Here is a 14,161-nt window from a genome sequence, read left to right as displayed (position 1 = left end):
CGTCCACCGGACCACCGTGCCGCCGCCGCTGATCGTGTCGCTGCTGCTGGACGAGGCTGCGCAGCAGCGGTTCGACCGGCTGCGGGCGGCGCACTTCCCGCCGGAGCGCAACCACCTGCGGGCACACGTGACGCTGTTCCACGCGCTGCCCGGTGAGCACCGGGCGGCCGTCGGCCGGGAGCTGGCGGCGGTGGCTGCGCGGTCGGGGTTCGAGGTGGCCGTCACCGGCGTCCGCTTCCTCGGGCGCGGCGTCGCCCTGGACCTGTCGGCGCCCGAACTGACGACGCTGCGCGCAGGCCTGGCGGACGCCTTCGACCCGTGGCTGACCCGGCAGGACCGGCAGTGGTCCCGCCCGCACGTGACCGTGCAGAACAAGGTCGCCCCGGAGGCCGCGCGGGCGCTGCACGCCGAACTGGCCGCGTCCTTCGTGCCGCAGACGGTGACCGCCCGCGGCCTGGGGCTGTGGCGGTACCTGGGCGGGCCGTGGGCCGCGGAGGCGGAGTTCCCGTTCGGGCCCGGGCAGGACGCCTAGGTGCGCTTGGTGGCGACCAGCAGGCCGGTGCCGATCGGCAGCACCGCGCAGGTCAGCGTCTCGTCCTCGCGCAGGGTCCGGGCGATCTCCCGCCAGGCGACGGTCTGCGCGTCCTGGGCCGAGGGGTCGGCGATCCGGTCCTCGGCGAGCAGGCCGTGGCAGATCAGCGACCCGCTGTGCCGGATCAACCCCAGCAGGCCGGTCAGGTTGCCGGCGTACTCCAGCGGCGGGCCGGCGCAGCTGACCAGGTCGTAGGCGCCCGGGGACAGGCGCGGCAGCACCTCGCCGGGCGTGCCGAAGATCAGCCGGGTGCGCCCGCTGGGGACACCGGCCTCGGTGAAGGCCTGCCGGGCGGCACGCAGCTCGGCCGGGTCGGCGTCCAGGGCGGTGAGGACGCCGTCGGGGCGCATCCCCTGCAGCAGCCAGAGCCCGGCCACCCCGCCGCCGCTGCCGATGGACACCACCGAGCGGGCGTCGCAGGCCGCGGCGAGCACGGAGAGCGTCGCGCCCACGGCCGGTTCGACCGGGACCTGGGTCCCGAACGCATCGGCCGAGGTCACGGCGCGCTGGCGGGCGGCCACCTGGGCGGGGGTCTCGGCGGCGAAGCCGTCGGCATAGGCCGCCGCGTCGGTCGGGGTGCCGCCGGTGGGGGGCGGTCCGGCAACGCTGGTCACCGGGCGAGGGTAGTGGCGGGGGCGGGGTCCGCGCCCGGCCGGGTGGGGGAGGCCGGCGCGACCCGGCCGGCTGCCTGGCAACCGGCTGTGTGTCCGCGCTGCCTGGGAACACCGGCCGCGCCCGGTCGTTGCACTGGACGTGCGTCTCTCGCGTACCACCAGCCAGCGCTCCACCGAGCGGTCCACCCCTGCAGGGGAGGTGTCGAGCGCGGCCGTCTGCGATCCTGGGTCCGTGATCGAGCCCTCCGCGACCGGGTCGGCGGCCACCGCCGACCTCGAGCCCGCGGCCGCCGCGGCCGAGGGCTGGGTGGCGCCCACCTGGGAGCAGGTCGTCCGGGACCACTCCGCACGCGTCTACCGGCTGGCGTACCGGCTCTCGGGCAACCAGCAGGACGCCGAGGACCTCACCCAGGAGACCTTCGTCCGGGTGTTCCGCTCGCTCGCCGACTTCTCCCCGGGCACCTTCGAGGGCTGGCTGCACCGGATCACGACCAACCTGTTCCTGGACATGGTGCGTCGGCGGCAGCGCATCCGCTTCGACGCCCTGCCCGAGGACACCGAGCGGCTGCCCGGCTCCGCGCCGTCCCCGGAGCAGGTCTACGCGGACACCCACCTCGACCCGCAGATCCAGGCCGCCCTCGACGCGCTGTCCCCGGAGTTCCGGGTCGCGGTCGTGCTGTGCGACATCGAGGGCCTCACCTACGAGGAGATCTCGGCGACCCTCGGCATCAAGCTGGGCACCGTCCGCAGCCGCATCCACCGTGGTCGCGTGCAGCTGCGCGAGGCGCTGGCCCACCTCGCCCCGGGTCGGCCCGTCCCCGCCGTGGAGGTGTCGTGAGCATCCCGGAGAGCCACCTCGCCCAAGAGGCGATCGCCGCCCTCGTCGACGGAGAGCTCTCCGGCGGCGCGGCGAACCGGGCGGCCCGGCACCTGACCGGCTGCGCGCAGTGCCGGATGGCGGTCGCCGCCCAGCGCGAGGCCAAGGACGCGCTCCGGCACGGCGTGGACGTTGCCGTCCCCGGTGACCTCCTGTCCCGGCTGCAGGCCATCCCGTTCACCACCGCCGGCCCCGGCGGCGGCCTGGGTCAGCTGAGCGCCGGCGCCGACGGGCTCACCGCCACCGGCGCGGGTGGTTCCTGGGCGATCCCGCTGGCCCCCACCGAGACGGCACCCCGTTCCGACGGCGGCGCCCGCTGGCTGCGTCGGGGGATGACCGGGGCGCTGGCCGGACTCGGTCTGGGCGTCGCGGTGCTCGCCGTCAACCTGCCCACCGCCGATCTGCCGAACCGGGAACCGGTCGCCGGCCCCGTCCGCTACACGGCGCCGACCGAGCGCACCGACATCGTCCCGCCGGTGGTGCGGGCGTTCACCGTCGGTTCCCGCACCGGCCTGGCGGATGGTGGGACGCCCTGAGCGCGACGCCCGACACCGAGCCGTCCGACGCGGGCTCACCGCTCCCGGACACCGACCACGCCCCCGGCCCGCCCGAGGAGCAGTCGGCGGCCTACGCCCGGCCCGCAGGGACGACGGGCGCCTTCGCACCGACCGACTCCCGGCTGCAGCCCCACACCCCGCCCGCACCGGCTCCCCAGCCCGAACAGCGGGCCGCCTTCGGCCGGCCGGCCGCGGTCGAGGGGTCCTTCGGCACCGACCGTCCCGTGCCCGCGCCCCGGCCGCTGCCCCCGCCGCCGCCGGAGGCCGTGCTGCGGGCGTTCGCGCCGCGGGACGGGGCCACCGGTCTGGGCGAGCCCCCGGGTGGCCGTCCCGCGCGGCGGCGCACCGCGGCCGCCCCGTTCTGGAAGCCCGACGCCGCGGCGGACCCGTGGCGCGACCCGCACGCCCCCGCCGCGCTCGGTGCGCCCGCGCAGTACCCCGAGGAGCCGCAGCAGCCCGGCCCGGTGGTGCTGGACCCGCAGGGCCGCCGCAAGGTCCGGGTCCGTGACCTCTCCGTCCGGCTGACCGTGCTGGCGCTGCTGAGCCTGCTGCTGGTCGGCATGGTCGGCGGCACGACCGCCTGGTACCTGGGCCGGACGGCCGACGAGGCACCGCTGCTGGCCGAGGGCACCCAGCTCTCCGAGGTGGCCCCGGGCACCAGTCGGGAGCCCGGTTCGATCTCCGACATCGCCGGCCGGATCATGCCCGCCGTGGTCTCCGTCGAGGTCCGGCTGGCCAGCGCAGGCGCCACCGGGTCCGGGGTCGTGGTGGACGCGGACGGCGGCTACATCGTCACCAACAACCACGTGATCTCCGGTGCGGCCGACGTCGAGGGCGCGGAGATCCGCGCGGTCTTCAGCGACGGCAGCGGTTCGACCGCCCGCATCGTCGGCCGCGACCCGGCCAGCGACCTCGCCGTCCTCAAGGTGGACAAGCCGGGCCTGGTCGCGGCGTCGCTCGGCAGCGTCGACGACCTGGTCGTCGGCGACCCGGTGGTGGCCATCGGCTCACCACTGGGCCTGGCCGGCACGGTCACCAGCGGCATCGTCAGCGCGCTGGACCGCCCGGTGCGGCTGTCCGGCGAGGGCAGCGACACCAACGCCGTGATCAGCGCGGTGCAGACCGACGCGCCGATCAACCCGGGCAACTCCGGAGGTGCCCTCGTCGACGCCACCGGCGCGGTCATCGGGATCAACACCGCGATCGCGTCGGTCGGGGGCAACGGCACCACCGGCGGCTCGATCGGCCTCGGCTTCGCCATCCCGATCGACACCGTCCGCGACATCACCGAGGAGCTGATCAGCACCGGGACGGCGGTGCACGCCTCGCTCGGCGTGAACGCCCGCTCGGTGACCGACGGGACCCGCGACGGCGCGCTCGTGCTCAACGTCGAGCCGGAAAGCGGTGCCGCCGAGGCCGGCGTGCAGGAGCAGGACGTGGTGATCGCGGTCGACGGCGAGCCGGTGCGCAGCTCGGAGGAGCTGGCCGTCGAGGTCGACGCGCACGAGCCGGGCGACACGGTCACGCTGGAGCTGGTGCGGGGCGGCAGCTCCCGCGAGGTCGACGTCACCCTCGGCGTGGCCTGAGCCCCGACACGTCCTGTTGGGCCGCGGGTCGCCTGGCGGCAAGCCGGTCCACCTACGCTGGACACGACCGCGGTGCGCGGTGGGCGCGAGGAGGAGCGGTGTTCGACTCGATCGGCTGGGGCGAGATCGTCGTCCTGGCGTTGGCGGCGCTGTTCATCTTCGGCCCCGACCGGCTGCCCACGCTGGCCAAGGACGCGGCCAGCGGGTTGAAGAAGGCGCGTGAGGCGGTCACCGGGGTGCGTGGGCAGCTGCACGAGACCCTGGGCGACGACTTCGACCACCTGCGCGACATCGACCTGCGGCAGTACCACCCGAAGACCTTCATCCGGTCCCAGCTGATGGGGGACGACGACGCCCCGGCCCGCACCGGGAGCACCGCCGCCGGGGCGACCGCCGCCGGGGCGACCGCCGCAGGGGCCCGTGCCACGGCAGGGCAGATGACCGGCAGCCGGGACGCGAGCACCCCGCCGCCCTTCGACGTCGACGCCACCTGAGCAGGGACCCCGTCCTCCCCACTCTTCGCAGGCTCAGGGCGGGCCCCTGGACGGGGTCGGAACAGCAGAGGCCGGTCACCCCGCGGGGGTGACCGGCCTCTGTGCTGCCGAGGGTGACTAGCGCTTGACCGGGGTCAGCCCCAGCGACATGCCGGACAGCCCGCGCTGGCGGACGGCGAGGGCGTCGGCGATCGCGGACAGCGACTGCGCGGCGGGGGCGTCGGGCTGGGCGAGCACGATCGGTGCCCCGGCGTCACCGGCCTCGCGGAGCCGGGTGTCCAGCGGGATCTGGCCCAGCAGCGGCACCCGCGCACCGAGGGTCTTGGTGAGCGCGTCGGAGACGGCCTGGCCGCCGCCGGAGCCGAAGACCTCCATCCGGGAGCCGTCGGGCAGCTCCAGCCAGGACATGTTCTCCACGACGCCGACGACCTGCTGGTGGGTCTGGGTGGCGATCGCGCCGGCCCGCTCGGCCACCTCGGCGGCGGCGAGCTGCGGCGTCGTCACGACCAGGATCTCGGCGTTGGGCACCAGCTGGGCCACCGAGATCGCCACGTCACCGGTGCCGGGCGGGAGGTCCAACAGCAGGACGTCCAGGTCGCCCCACCACACGTCGGCGAGGAACTGCTGCAGCGCGCGGTGCAGCATCGGGCCACGCCAGACCACGGGGGTGTTGCCCGGGGTGAACATGCCGATCGAGATGACCTTCACGCCGTAGGACTGCGGCGGCATGATCATGTTGTCGACCTGGGTCGGCTTGTCGTCCACGCCGAGCATCCGGGGCACCGAGTGGCCGTAGATGTCGGCGTCCACGACGCCGACCGCCAGGCCCTTCTTGGCCAGCGCAGCGGCGAGGTTGACGGTGACGCTGGACTTGCCGACCCCGCCCTTGCCCGAGGCGACCGCGTAGACCCGGGTCAGCGAGCCGGGCTGGGCGAAGGGGATCACCGGCTCGGCGGTGTCGCTGCCGCGGACCGTCTTGCGCAGCTCCGTGCGCTGCTCGTCGCTCATGACGTCCAGGCCGACCGACACGGAGGTGACGCCGGGGACCGCGGAGACGGCCTGGGTGACGCGGTTGGTGATGGTCTCGCGCATCGGGCAGCCGGCGACGGTCAGGTAGACCTCGATGCGCACCGCGCCCGGGTCGCCGCCGACGCCGATCTGCACGTCCTTGACCATGCCCAGCTCGGGCAGCGGACGGTTGATCTCGGGGTCCTGGACGGTCGCCAGCGCCGCGTTCACGGCGTCCAGCTCCGGGGATCCGGTCAGCGTGTCGGACATGCGCGTTGTGTCTCCTTCGACGGGGAGCCTGCGGATTCCGGGCCCCTGAGGGGGCCCGCGCGCGGGCGAGCCCCACTGTACGGCGGCTGATCGACCCGCCCCGGGCCAGCGGGTGTGAACCGGCCGACCCCGGACCTGCGGGGGGCGACGACCGGTGGCGGCTGATGGCCGCCCGGCGCGCCCGGCGCGACCCGCCGCTGCCCGAGGGTCACCGGATGACAGCGCTGCGGTGCCTGGTCATGATGAGGCGCCCAGTGGCGCAGCTCACAGTCGAGCAGTCGGGAGACGTCCTCATGACCCAGTTCCAGCACCGCTCCACCCGGCTCTGCGCGGTCACCGCCGCTGCGACGCTGTTGGTCGGCGGGTGGGCCGGCACCGCCGGTGCGACGGACGACCGACGCGGACCAGAGGGCCCGGTCGCCCCGGGGTTCCAGGAGGCCCAGCAGTCGCCGTCGCTGCCGGCGGTGCCCGCCCGGGACATCGAGTGGACGGTCGCCGACCCGGCCTTCGACTACGACCCGGCCACCGGGCAGCCGGGCGAGGCCTTCACCGCGCTGCTGGACGCGGAGGGCCAGCCACGGACCCGGGTCCTGACCGGCGTGGAGAAGGGCGCCGGCTACCGGATCGAGGTGCCCACCGAGGGCTGGAACGGCGACGTGGTGTTCTGGGAGCACGGCTACCGCGGCACCGGGGCCGTGCTCTGGGTGGACAGCCCGTCCTTCGAGCTGCGCCAGGCCTACATCGACGCCGGCTACGCCTGGGCGGCGTCGTCCTACTCCGCCAACCGGTACGACATCCGGGCCGGGGTCACCTCGACGGAACGGCTGGCCCGGCTCTTCGACCGGCTCGTCGCCCCGGCCGACGACCGCTACTTGCAGGGGGTGTCCATGGGCGGCCACATCATCGGCGCCCTGGTGGAGCGGCAGCGGGTGGACTGGGCCGGTGCCGCGCCGATGTGCGGGGTCATGGGCGACCTCGCCCAGTTCGACATCCGACTGGACTACAACCTGGTGGCGCAGACGCTGGCCGAGGTCGACGCGTACCCGGTGACGTCGACCGAGGACTACCAGGCCGCGATCGCCGAGATCAAGACGACCCTGGGGCTGCCCACCTCGCCCACGGGGCCCAACCCCGAGCTGACCGAGCGGGGGGAGACCTTCCGGGACGTCGTGATCGACCTGACCGGCGGCCCCAGGCCGGGTGACGAGGCCGCCTTCACCTACTGGGAGGGGCTGACCTTCAACCTGGGCCGGTTCGCCGACGACCCGACCGGGACGCTGGGTGGGCTCACCGCCGGCTCGGTGGCCGAGAACGCCGACCGGCTGTACCCGACCACCTTCACCTTCCCGGACGGCTCGACGCTGAACTCCCGGATCGAGCGGGTCGAGGCGGCGCCGGGCACCCGCAAGGAGACCGGGAAGGCGCCGATCATCCAGCTGGACGCCGACTTCTCCGTCCCGGTGCTGTCGGTGCACACCATCGGTGACATGTTCGTGCCGTTCGAGCACCAGCGGATCTACGCCGCCGAGGCCGCGGTCCAGGGCACCGGCGGGCTGCTGGTGCAGCGGACGGTCCGGTCGGTCGGGCACTGCGAGTTCAGCCCGGAGGAGGCGGCACAGACCTTCACCGACCTGGTGACCTGGGTCGAGTCCCTCGAGGCGGGCGGCCCGGTGGTGCGGCCGGCAGGGGAGGACGTGCTGAACAGGAACGCGGTGGCCGAGGCGGACCTCGGGTGTGCGTTCACGGTGCCGCAGACCGGCGGCACCCGGGACCTCTTCCCGGCCTGCCCGGTGGCCGAGGAGCCGGTGGACGCCGGCTCCTGACCGCCGCGCCCGCGGCGCTGGCCGACCCGGGGTCCGCCTAGGGTCGGCCCGTGCCGTCCTCCGCCCGCACCGCCACGCTCCGGGACGCCGTCGGGCTGGGCGTGGCGGTGGGGTTGTACGGGGTCGCCTTCGGTGCGGCGGCCGCCGGGGCCGGGCTGGACACCTGGCAGGCGGTGGCGACGTCGGCGCTGATGTTCACCGGCGCCTCCCAGTTCGCGATGATCGGCGTGCTCGGTGCCGGCGGGGGAGCGTTCTCGGCCGTGGGCAGCGCCCTGCTGCTGGGCACCCGCAACACCGTCTACGGCGTCCGGCTGGCCCCGATGCTCGCGCCGCGGGGCTGGCTGCGCCGGGCCGGGGCGGCGCACTGGGTGATCGACGAGACGACGGCGATGGCGGTCGCCGCTCCGGACCGGGAGCTGGGCCGGCTGGCGTTCTGGGTCACCGGCGCGACCATCTACCTGGGCTGGAACGTCACGACGCTGATCGGGTCGCTGGGGGCCGCGGCGCTGGGGGAGACGGCGCAGGCCGCGCTGGACGCCGTCGTGCCGGCGGCCTTCCTGGCGTTGCTGTGGCCCCGGTTGCAGCGCTCGGCGCGGGAGCCGGGCGTGCAGCGGCGGGTGGCCCTCGGTGGCGCGGTGATCGCGCTGGCGCTCACCCCGTTCGTGCCGGCCGGGGTGCAGGTGGTGCTGGCCGTGGTCGCGGTGGCGCTGGCCGGTCGGCCGCGGCGGACGGCGACCGCGTGAGCACCGGGATGCTGTGGGCGGTGGTGCTGGCCGGCTCGCTCGGTTGCTACCTGCTGAAGCTGGCCGGGCTCTCGGTGCCCGCGGCCTGGGTCGAGCGGCCGTGGGTGACCCGGGTGGTGGAGTTCGTCCCGGCGGCGCTGCTGGCCGCGCTGGTCGCCGTCCAGGCCGCGACGTCGGGGCCCGACCTGGTCGTCGACGGCCGGCTGGTCGGGCTGGCGGTGGCGGCGGTGGCGCTGGCGCTGCGGGCGCCGTTCATCGTCGTCCTGGTGCTGGCCGGTGCGGCCGGCGCGCTCGTGCACGTCCTCACCGGCTGACCTGACGGGCTGCCGTGCCCCTGATCGGCGGCACGGCAGCCCGAGCGGTCAGTGCGCCAGCGGCAGCTGGGCCTGCTCCTCGGCCAGCCGCTCCGCGCCGCTGGTGGTCTTCAGCGGCTTCTCCTTGATGAAGAGCACCACCAGCAGGGCCAGCGCGGCCAGCGGGGTGGCGATCAGGAACAGCTCGGCGGTGGCGTTGCCGTAGGCGTCCTGCACCACCCGGGCGACCTCCGGCGGCAGGGTCGAGACGTCGGGGACGGTGGTCTCGCCGCCGTCCGCACCGCCGCCCAGCACGGCCAGGTCCCCGGCCACCCGGCTGGCGAGCACCGCGCCGAGCACGCTGACCCCGATCGTGCCGCCGAGGCTGCGGAAGAACGACAGCACCGAGGTGGCCGAGCCGAGCTCCCGGGCGGGCACGTCGTTCTGCGCGGCCAGGACCAGGTTCTGCATCAGCAGGCCGACGCCGACGCCGAGCACGACCATGAAGGCGCCGAGCAGCCAGATCGAGGTCTGCGCGTCGATGGTGGCCAGCAGGCCGAAGCCGACGGTCATCAGCACGCCGCCGGCGACCAGGAACCGCTTCCAGGTGCCGGTCTTGGTGATCAGCGCGCCGGCGACGGTGGAGGAGACCAGCAGGCCACCGATCATCGGCAGCGAGAGCAGCCCGGCCTCGGTGGGGGAGTAGCCCAGCGAGATCTGGAAGTACTGGGACAGGAAGACGGTGCCGCCGAACATCGCGATGCCGACCAGCGCGCTGGCGACCACGGTGAGCGCCACGGTGCGGTTGCGGAAGATGCCGAGCGGGATGACCGGCTCGGCCACCCGCGACTCGACGAACAGCGCCAGGGCCAGCAGCACCGCGGCGCCACCGACCATCAGTGCGGTCGTGCCGGAGAGCCAGTCGAAGTCGTTGCCGGCCAGGGTCACCCAGATCAGCAGGGTGCTCACCCCGGCGGTGATCAGCAGCGCGCCCAGCCAGTCGATCCGGACGTCGTCGCGCGTGACCTGCTTCAGCTTCAGCGTCTTCTGCAGCAGCACGATCGCGGCCAGGGCGAACGGCACGCCCATGAAGAAGCACCAGCGCCAGCCGAGCCACGAGGTGTCCACGATGACGCCGCCGATCAGCGGCCCGGCGACGGTGGCGACGGCGAACACGGCGCCGAAGATGCCGGCGTACCGGCCCAGCTCACGCGGCGGGATCATCGCCGCCATCACGATCTGCACCAGCGCGGTGAGGCCGCCGGCGCCGATGCCCTGGACCACCCGGGCCACGATCAGCATCGTGGTGTCCTGGGAGAACCCGGCCAGCAGCGACCCGGCGACGAAGAGGGTCAGCGAGAGCTGCACCAGCAGCTTCTGGCTCACCAGGTCGGCGAGCTTGCCCCACAGCGGCACCGAGGCCGTCATGGCGAGCAGCTCGGCGGTGACCACCCAGGTGTAGATCGACTGGCTGCCCTCGAGGTCGGCGATGATCACCGGCAGGGCGTTGGAGACGACGGTCGCCGCCAGGATGGACACGAAGATGCCCACCATCAGGCCGGACAGCGCCTGGAGGACCTCCCGTCGGCTCATCCTGGCCTCGGTGCTGGCCGCGCCGGCCGCGTCGGTCTCCGTGGTGGCGGACATGGTGCTCCTGTCGATGGTGCGGGTCGGTGGGTGTCTTCGGGTCAGTGCGTGGGCTCGGGCAGGCCGGCGGCCAGTGCGTCCAGCGCCTCGTCGAGCAGGGCGGTGAGCGGGACGGCACCGCGCTGGACGTGCCAGCGGGAGAAGGTCACCCGGACGGCGGCGGACAGCACCGCGGCGAGCAGGCCGGGGTAGAGGTCGGTCTCCGCGTTCTGGCCGGTCCGCTCGGCGATCGCCACCGCGACCTCCCGCTCGTCGGCCGCACCGATCTCCACCAGCCGGGGGAGCAGCGAGGGGTTGCCGGCGACGACGGTGATCCGGTCGCGCAGCGCCGCGGCGTCGGACTCGAGCTCGGTGAGGTCTGCGTGCAGGGCGGCGCGGGCGGCGGCGAGCACGCCGGTGCCTGCCGGCTGGGCGCGCAGCCGGGCGGAGAGCCGCGGCTGGTCGGTGCCGGCGGGGAACAGCAGCGCCTCCTCCTTGGCGGAGAAGTGGTTGAAGAACGTCCGGTAGGAGACGTCGGCCGCCGCCGCGACGGCCTCCACGGTGACGTTCTCCCAGCCGAGCTCGATCGCCAGCCGGAGGGTGGCCGCGGCCAGCGCGGCCCGGGTGTCGGCCTTCTTCCGCTCACGCAGCCCTCGCTCGGTCATGCGCTCAGGATGCGCCGCTCGCTGCACACCGTGCAAGCTTGCTCGCTGTGCAGCTGATCACCACGGTGCGGCGCGGCGGACGGAGGTGGGCGGACGGCGGCGGCACGATCGGTGCCGTGACGGCGACGATCGAGGCACCGGCCCGCCGGCGGGCGCCCCCGGTGCTGGCCCTGCTCGCCGGGCTGCTGACCGGCGCCGCGGCGAAGGCGGGCGACGAGTCGGGCTGGCGGTGGGCCGCCGACCTGGGCAGCTACCCCGCCGCCTGGGTGCTGGTGGTCGCGCTGATCGGCTGGTCGGCGCCCTCGCCGGCGGCGGCCGCCCTCCGCTCGGGGGTGTTCTTCGCGGCGATGACCGTCGCCTACTACGCGTGGGCCGCGCTGGTCCTGGACTTCGGCTGGTCCGTCCGGCTGCTGGTCGCCTGGCTGGTCCTCTCCGCCACCGCGGTGCCGGCCACCGCCGTGGCGGCGCACGTGGCGACCCGGGGCTCGGGGTGGTTGCCGGGAGCCCTGCTGGCGATGGCCGCCGGCATCACCCTGGGCGGTGGTGCGCTGGCCGACGCCGGTGACCACCCGGTGCAGGCGGTGGTCGACGTCGTCGTCGCACTGGTGCTCGTCGTCGTCCTGGCCCGTGACCTGCGCACCCGGCTCTGGGCCGCGGCGCTGACGCTCCCGCTCACCGGGGTGGCCGCGGTGCTCCTCGGTCTGCTGCGCGACCTGCTGGGCTGAGCGGGTGCTCATCGTGCTGGGCGGCCTGCCCGGGGTCGGGAAGACGACGGTCGCCCGATCGGTGGCCGGCGCGCTGGGCGCGGCCCACCTGCGGGTCGACGCCTTCGAGGTCGCCCTGCTCCGGCAGGGCCTGGTGCCCACCCCGGCCGAGGTCGGCGCGCACGGCTACGAGCTGGCGCTGGCCGCCGCCGACACCTGCCTGACCGCCGGCACCGACGTGCTGGTCGACGCGGTCTTCGACGTCGCCGCCGCCCGCCGGCCGTTCCGGGACCTGGCGATCCGGCACGGGATCCCGGTGCACTGGGTGCGGCTGATCTGCACCGACCGGGCCGAGCACCGGCGCCGGGTCGAGGAGCGTCCCGCCGACCTCCCCGGCCACGTCCTCCCGACCTGGGAGCAGGTACGGGCCCGGCGGGTCGACCAGTGGCACGACCGGCACACCGTCGTCGACACCGCCGGCGGCGACCCGGTCGTCGCCACGCTCGCCGCGGTCCGCGGCTGAGGCCCTCAGCCGACGGGGTCGGCGGTCGCCTCGCGGCGCTTCTTGTTCTTCTTCTTGCGCTCGGCGGCCTCGTCGTCCGGGTCCTCGGGCACCAGTCGGTTGAGCTCGCCGCGGATGAAGTCGCGGGTGGCCAGCTCGCCGACCGACACCCGCAGCGACGCCAGCTCGCGGGCCAGGTACTCGGTGTCGGCGCGGGTCTGCGCCGCGCGGTTGCGGTCCTCCTCGGCCTGGATCCGGTCGCGGTCGGCCTGCCGGTTCTGCGCGAGCAGGATCAGCGGTGCGGCGTAGGCGGCCTGGGTGGAGAAGGCCAGGTTCAGCAGGATGAACGGGTAGGGGTCCCAGCGCAGGTCGACCGCGACGACGTTCAGCACGATCCAGACGATCACGAGGATCGTCTGCACCGCCAGGAACCGGCCGGTGCCCAGGAACCGGGCGATCCCCTCGGCGAACCGGCCGACCGCGTCGGGGTCCAGCCGCAGGAAGCTGCCGATGCCCCGGGCGGTGCGGGGCTGGTCCAGCCTCAGGTCGGCGCGCCGCTCGGCCTCAGCCACGCCGGGACCTCTCGCGCCAGTCCTCGGGCAGCAGGTGGTCCAGCACGTCGTCCACGCTGACCGCGCCCACCAGCCGGCCCTGCGGGTCGACCACCGGCGCGGCCACCAGGTTGTAGGTGGCGAAGTAGCGGGTGACCTCGGTCAGCGGCGTCTCCGGGCGGAGCGGCTCCAGGTCGTCCAGCACCCCGCTGACCAGGCCGGACGGCGGTTCGCGCAGCAGCCGCTGGATGTGCGCCAGCCCCAGGTACCGCCCGGTCGGCGTGGCCGAGGGCGGCCGGCAGACGTAGACCTGGCTGGCCAGCGCCGGGGAGAGCTCGGGGGTGCGGACCCGGGCCAGCGCCTCGGCGATCGTCGCGTCGGGGGCGAGGATCACCGGCTCGCTGGTCATCATCCCGCCGGCGGTGTCCTCGGAGTACTTCAGCAGCTGGCGCACCGGCTCGGCCTCGTCCGGCTCCATCAGCTCGAGCAGCCGGTCCCGGTCGAGGGTGGAGAGCTCGGCCAGCAGGTCGGCGGCGTCGTCGGGGTCCATCTCCTCCAGGACGTCGGCGGCCCGCCGTTCCTTCAGGGTGCCCAGGATGGTGATCTGGTCGGCCTCCGGCAGCTCGCCGAGCACGTCGGCGAGCCGGGGGTCGTCCATGGCCTCGGCGACCTCGTGCCGCCGCTTGATCGGCAGCTCCTGCAGCGCGTGCGCCGCGTCGGCGGCGTTGAGCTCGCGGTAGGTGGCGATCAGCGTCTCGGCGCTCTGCCCGCTCTCGGGCAGGGCGAGCCCGCTGACCTCGTCCCACGCCAGCTGGTGCAGCTGCCCGCGGCGGCCCAGCCGCCCCGGCTCCTGGACGGCGAGGCGGGAGACGACCCAGTCACCGGTCCGGGTCTGCTCGATCGCGGCGTCGACGACGGCGGCCGGCCGGTCGGACTCCTGGATGGTCACCCGCCGGTCCAGCAGCTCGCCCAGCACCAGGGTCTCCCCGGCCCGCTGTTCGAAGCGCTTGAGGTTCACCGTGCCTGAGGACAGCCGCACCGAGGCGGAGTCCACGCCGGTGACCCGGCCCATCGGGCAGAAGATCCGGCGCCGCGGCACCACCTCGACGATGAGACCCAGCACGCGCGGCGCGGCGGTGCCGACCCGCAGCGCGATCAGCACGTCGCGGACCTTGCCCACCCGGTCGCCGTTGGGGTCGAAGACGGTCAACCCGGCCACCCGGGACACGTACGCCCTCGTCACCGTCGTCACTGGC

Annotated in this window: 16 protein-coding genes; 10 read left to right on the top strand and 6 right to left on the bottom strand. The window is 74.9% G+C overall.

Annotated features, from left to right (window positions below):
• Window positions 1-16: 16 nt before the first annotated feature.
• On the top strand, window positions 17-532 hold the full coding sequence (locus O2W20_RS16840; protein ID WP_269171026.1) for a 2'-5' RNA ligase family protein: 516 nt from the start codon (window positions 17-19) through the stop codon (window positions 530-532).
• Here O2W20_RS16840 and O2W20_RS16835 read toward each other — a convergent pair.
• A complete protein-coding gene (locus O2W20_RS16835; protein ID WP_269171027.1) occupies window positions 529-1,206 on the bottom strand; it encodes an O-methyltransferase in 678 nt (225 codons plus the stop codon). The genes O2W20_RS16840 and O2W20_RS16835 overlap by 4 nt on opposite strands.
• Before the next feature lie 232 nt (window positions 1,207-1,438).
• Between O2W20_RS16835 and sigE the strand changes: the two genes are divergently transcribed.
• The 4 genes from sigE to O2W20_RS16815 all read left to right on the top strand — a co-directional run bounded on the left by sigE (window position 1,439) and on the right by O2W20_RS16815 (window position 4,720).
• Window positions 1,439-2,044, top strand: a complete 606-nt coding sequence (gene sigE, locus O2W20_RS16830; protein WP_269171028.1) for an RNA polymerase sigma factor SigE — start codon at window positions 1,439-1,441, stop codon at window positions 2,042-2,044.
• A complete protein-coding gene (locus O2W20_RS16825) occupies window positions 2,041-2,619 on the top strand; it encodes an anti-sigma factor family protein (RefSeq protein WP_269171029.1) in 579 nt (192 codons plus the stop codon). The genes sigE and O2W20_RS16825 overlap by 4 nt, the downstream gene beginning before the upstream one ends.
• Window positions 2,620-2,864: 245 nt before the next feature.
• On the top strand, window positions 2,865-4,226 hold the full coding sequence (locus O2W20_RS16820) for a S1C family serine protease (protein WP_269171030.1): 1,362 nt from the start codon (window positions 2,865-2,867) through the stop codon (window positions 4,224-4,226).
• A 98-nt stretch (window positions 4,227-4,324) separates the two neighbouring features.
• On the top strand, window positions 4,325-4,720 hold the full coding sequence (locus tag O2W20_RS16815) for a twin-arginine translocase TatA/TatE family subunit (protein WP_269171031.1): 396 nt from the start codon (window positions 4,325-4,327) through the stop codon (window positions 4,718-4,720).
• A 117-nt stretch (window positions 4,721-4,837) separates the two neighbouring features.
• On the opposite strand, the gene O2W20_RS16810 is transcribed toward O2W20_RS16815, so the two are convergent.
• Window positions 4,838-5,998, bottom strand: coding sequence for an Mrp/NBP35 family ATP-binding protein (locus O2W20_RS16810; RefSeq protein ID WP_269171032.1), 1,161 nt, complete (start codon window positions 5,996-5,998; stop codon window positions 4,838-4,840).
• A 293-nt stretch (window positions 5,999-6,291) separates the two neighbouring features.
• Here O2W20_RS16810 and O2W20_RS16805 point away from each other — a divergent pair, with 293 nt between their 5' ends.
• The 3 genes from O2W20_RS16805 to O2W20_RS16795 are packed head-to-tail and all read left to right on the top strand — an operon-like array spanning window position 6,292 to window position 8,878.
• Window positions 6,292-7,821 (top strand): esterase, encoded by a 1,530-nt coding sequence (locus O2W20_RS16805; RefSeq protein ID WP_269171033.1) that lies wholly within the window; start codon window positions 6,292-6,294, stop codon window positions 7,819-7,821.
• A 50-nt stretch (window positions 7,822-7,871) separates the two neighbouring features.
• The gene (locus tag O2W20_RS16800; RefSeq protein ID WP_269171034.1) at window positions 7,872-8,564 is read left to right on the top strand and encodes an AzlC family ABC transporter permease; all 693 of its coding nucleotides are present in this window, start codon (window positions 7,872-7,874) and stop codon (window positions 8,562-8,564) included.
• Window positions 8,561-8,878 carry an AzlD domain-containing protein gene (locus O2W20_RS16795; RefSeq protein WP_269171035.1) on the top strand — a complete coding sequence of 106 codons (318 nt, stop codon included), beginning with the start codon at window positions 8,561-8,563 and terminating at the stop codon, window positions 8,876-8,878. Before O2W20_RS16800 ends, O2W20_RS16795 begins: the two co-directional genes overlap by 4 nt.
• Window positions 8,879-8,926: 48 nt before the next feature.
• On the opposite strand, the gene O2W20_RS16790 is transcribed toward O2W20_RS16795, so the two are convergent.
• Together O2W20_RS16790 and O2W20_RS16785 are read right to left on the bottom strand one after the other, a co-directional pair.
• Entirely contained in the window at window positions 8,927-10,504 is a 1,578-nt protein-coding gene (locus O2W20_RS16790; protein ID WP_269171037.1) for an MDR family MFS transporter, read from the bottom strand.
• A 41-nt stretch (window positions 10,505-10,545) separates the two neighbouring features.
• Window positions 10,546-11,148: an acyl-CoA-like ligand-binding transcription factor gene (locus tag O2W20_RS16785; protein ID WP_269171038.1), complete on the bottom strand. Its 603-nt coding sequence runs from the start codon at window positions 11,146-11,148 to the stop codon at window positions 10,546-10,548.
• Window positions 11,149-11,195: 47 nt separating this feature from the next.
• On the opposite strand from O2W20_RS16785, the gene O2W20_RS16780 reads away from it, so the two are divergent.
• Both O2W20_RS16780 and O2W20_RS16775 read left to right on the top strand, forming a co-directional pair.
• Window positions 11,196-11,873: a DUF6518 family protein gene (locus tag O2W20_RS16780; protein WP_269171914.1), complete on the top strand. Its 678-nt coding sequence runs from the start codon at window positions 11,196-11,198 to the stop codon at window positions 11,871-11,873.
• Window positions 11,874-11,877: 4 nt separating this feature from the next.
• The gene (locus O2W20_RS16775; RefSeq protein ID WP_269171040.1) at window positions 11,878-12,375 is read left to right on the top strand and encodes an AAA family ATPase; all 498 of its coding nucleotides are present in this window, start codon (window positions 11,878-11,880) and stop codon (window positions 12,373-12,375) included.
• 5 nt (window positions 12,376-12,380) lie between these two features.
• Here O2W20_RS16775 and O2W20_RS16770 read toward each other — a convergent pair whose 3' ends face one another.
• Window positions 12,381-12,926, bottom strand: a complete 546-nt coding sequence (locus tag O2W20_RS16770) for a DUF1003 domain-containing protein (protein WP_269171041.1) — start codon at window positions 12,924-12,926, stop codon at window positions 12,381-12,383.
• Window positions 12,919-14,157: a magnesium transporter MgtE N-terminal domain-containing protein gene (locus O2W20_RS16765; protein WP_269171042.1), complete on the bottom strand. Its 1,239-nt coding sequence runs from the start codon at window positions 14,155-14,157 to the stop codon at window positions 12,919-12,921. The genes O2W20_RS16770 and O2W20_RS16765 overlap by 8 nt, the downstream gene beginning before the upstream one ends.
• Window positions 14,158-14,161: the final 4 nt, after the last annotated feature.

The sequence above is a fragment of the Modestobacter sp. VKM Ac-2982 genome (assembly GCF_026967935.1).
In the GTDB taxonomy this organism is placed as follows: Bacteria; Actinomycetota; Actinomycetes; order Mycobacteriales; family Geodermatophilaceae; genus Modestobacter.
This window is presented reverse-complemented; position numbering and strand designations above follow the sequence as displayed.

Excerpts from the sequence above, each read along its gene's own strand:
- O2W20_RS16810 (WP_269171032.1), bottom strand. The coding sequence starts at position 5,998 with ATGTCCGACACGCTGACCGGATCCCCGGAGCTGGACGCCGTGAACGCG.
- O2W20_RS16785 (WP_269171038.1), bottom strand. The coding sequence starts at position 11,148 with ATGACCGAGCGAGGGCTGCGTGAGCGGAAGAAGGCCGACACCCGGGCC.
- O2W20_RS16805 (WP_269171033.1), top strand. The coding sequence starts at position 6,292 with ATGACCCAGTTCCAGCACCGCTCCACCCGGCTCTGCGCGGTCACCGCC.
- O2W20_RS16790 (WP_269171037.1), bottom strand. The coding sequence starts at position 10,504 with ATGTCCGCCACCACGGAGACCGACGCGGCCGGCGCGGCCAGCACCGAG.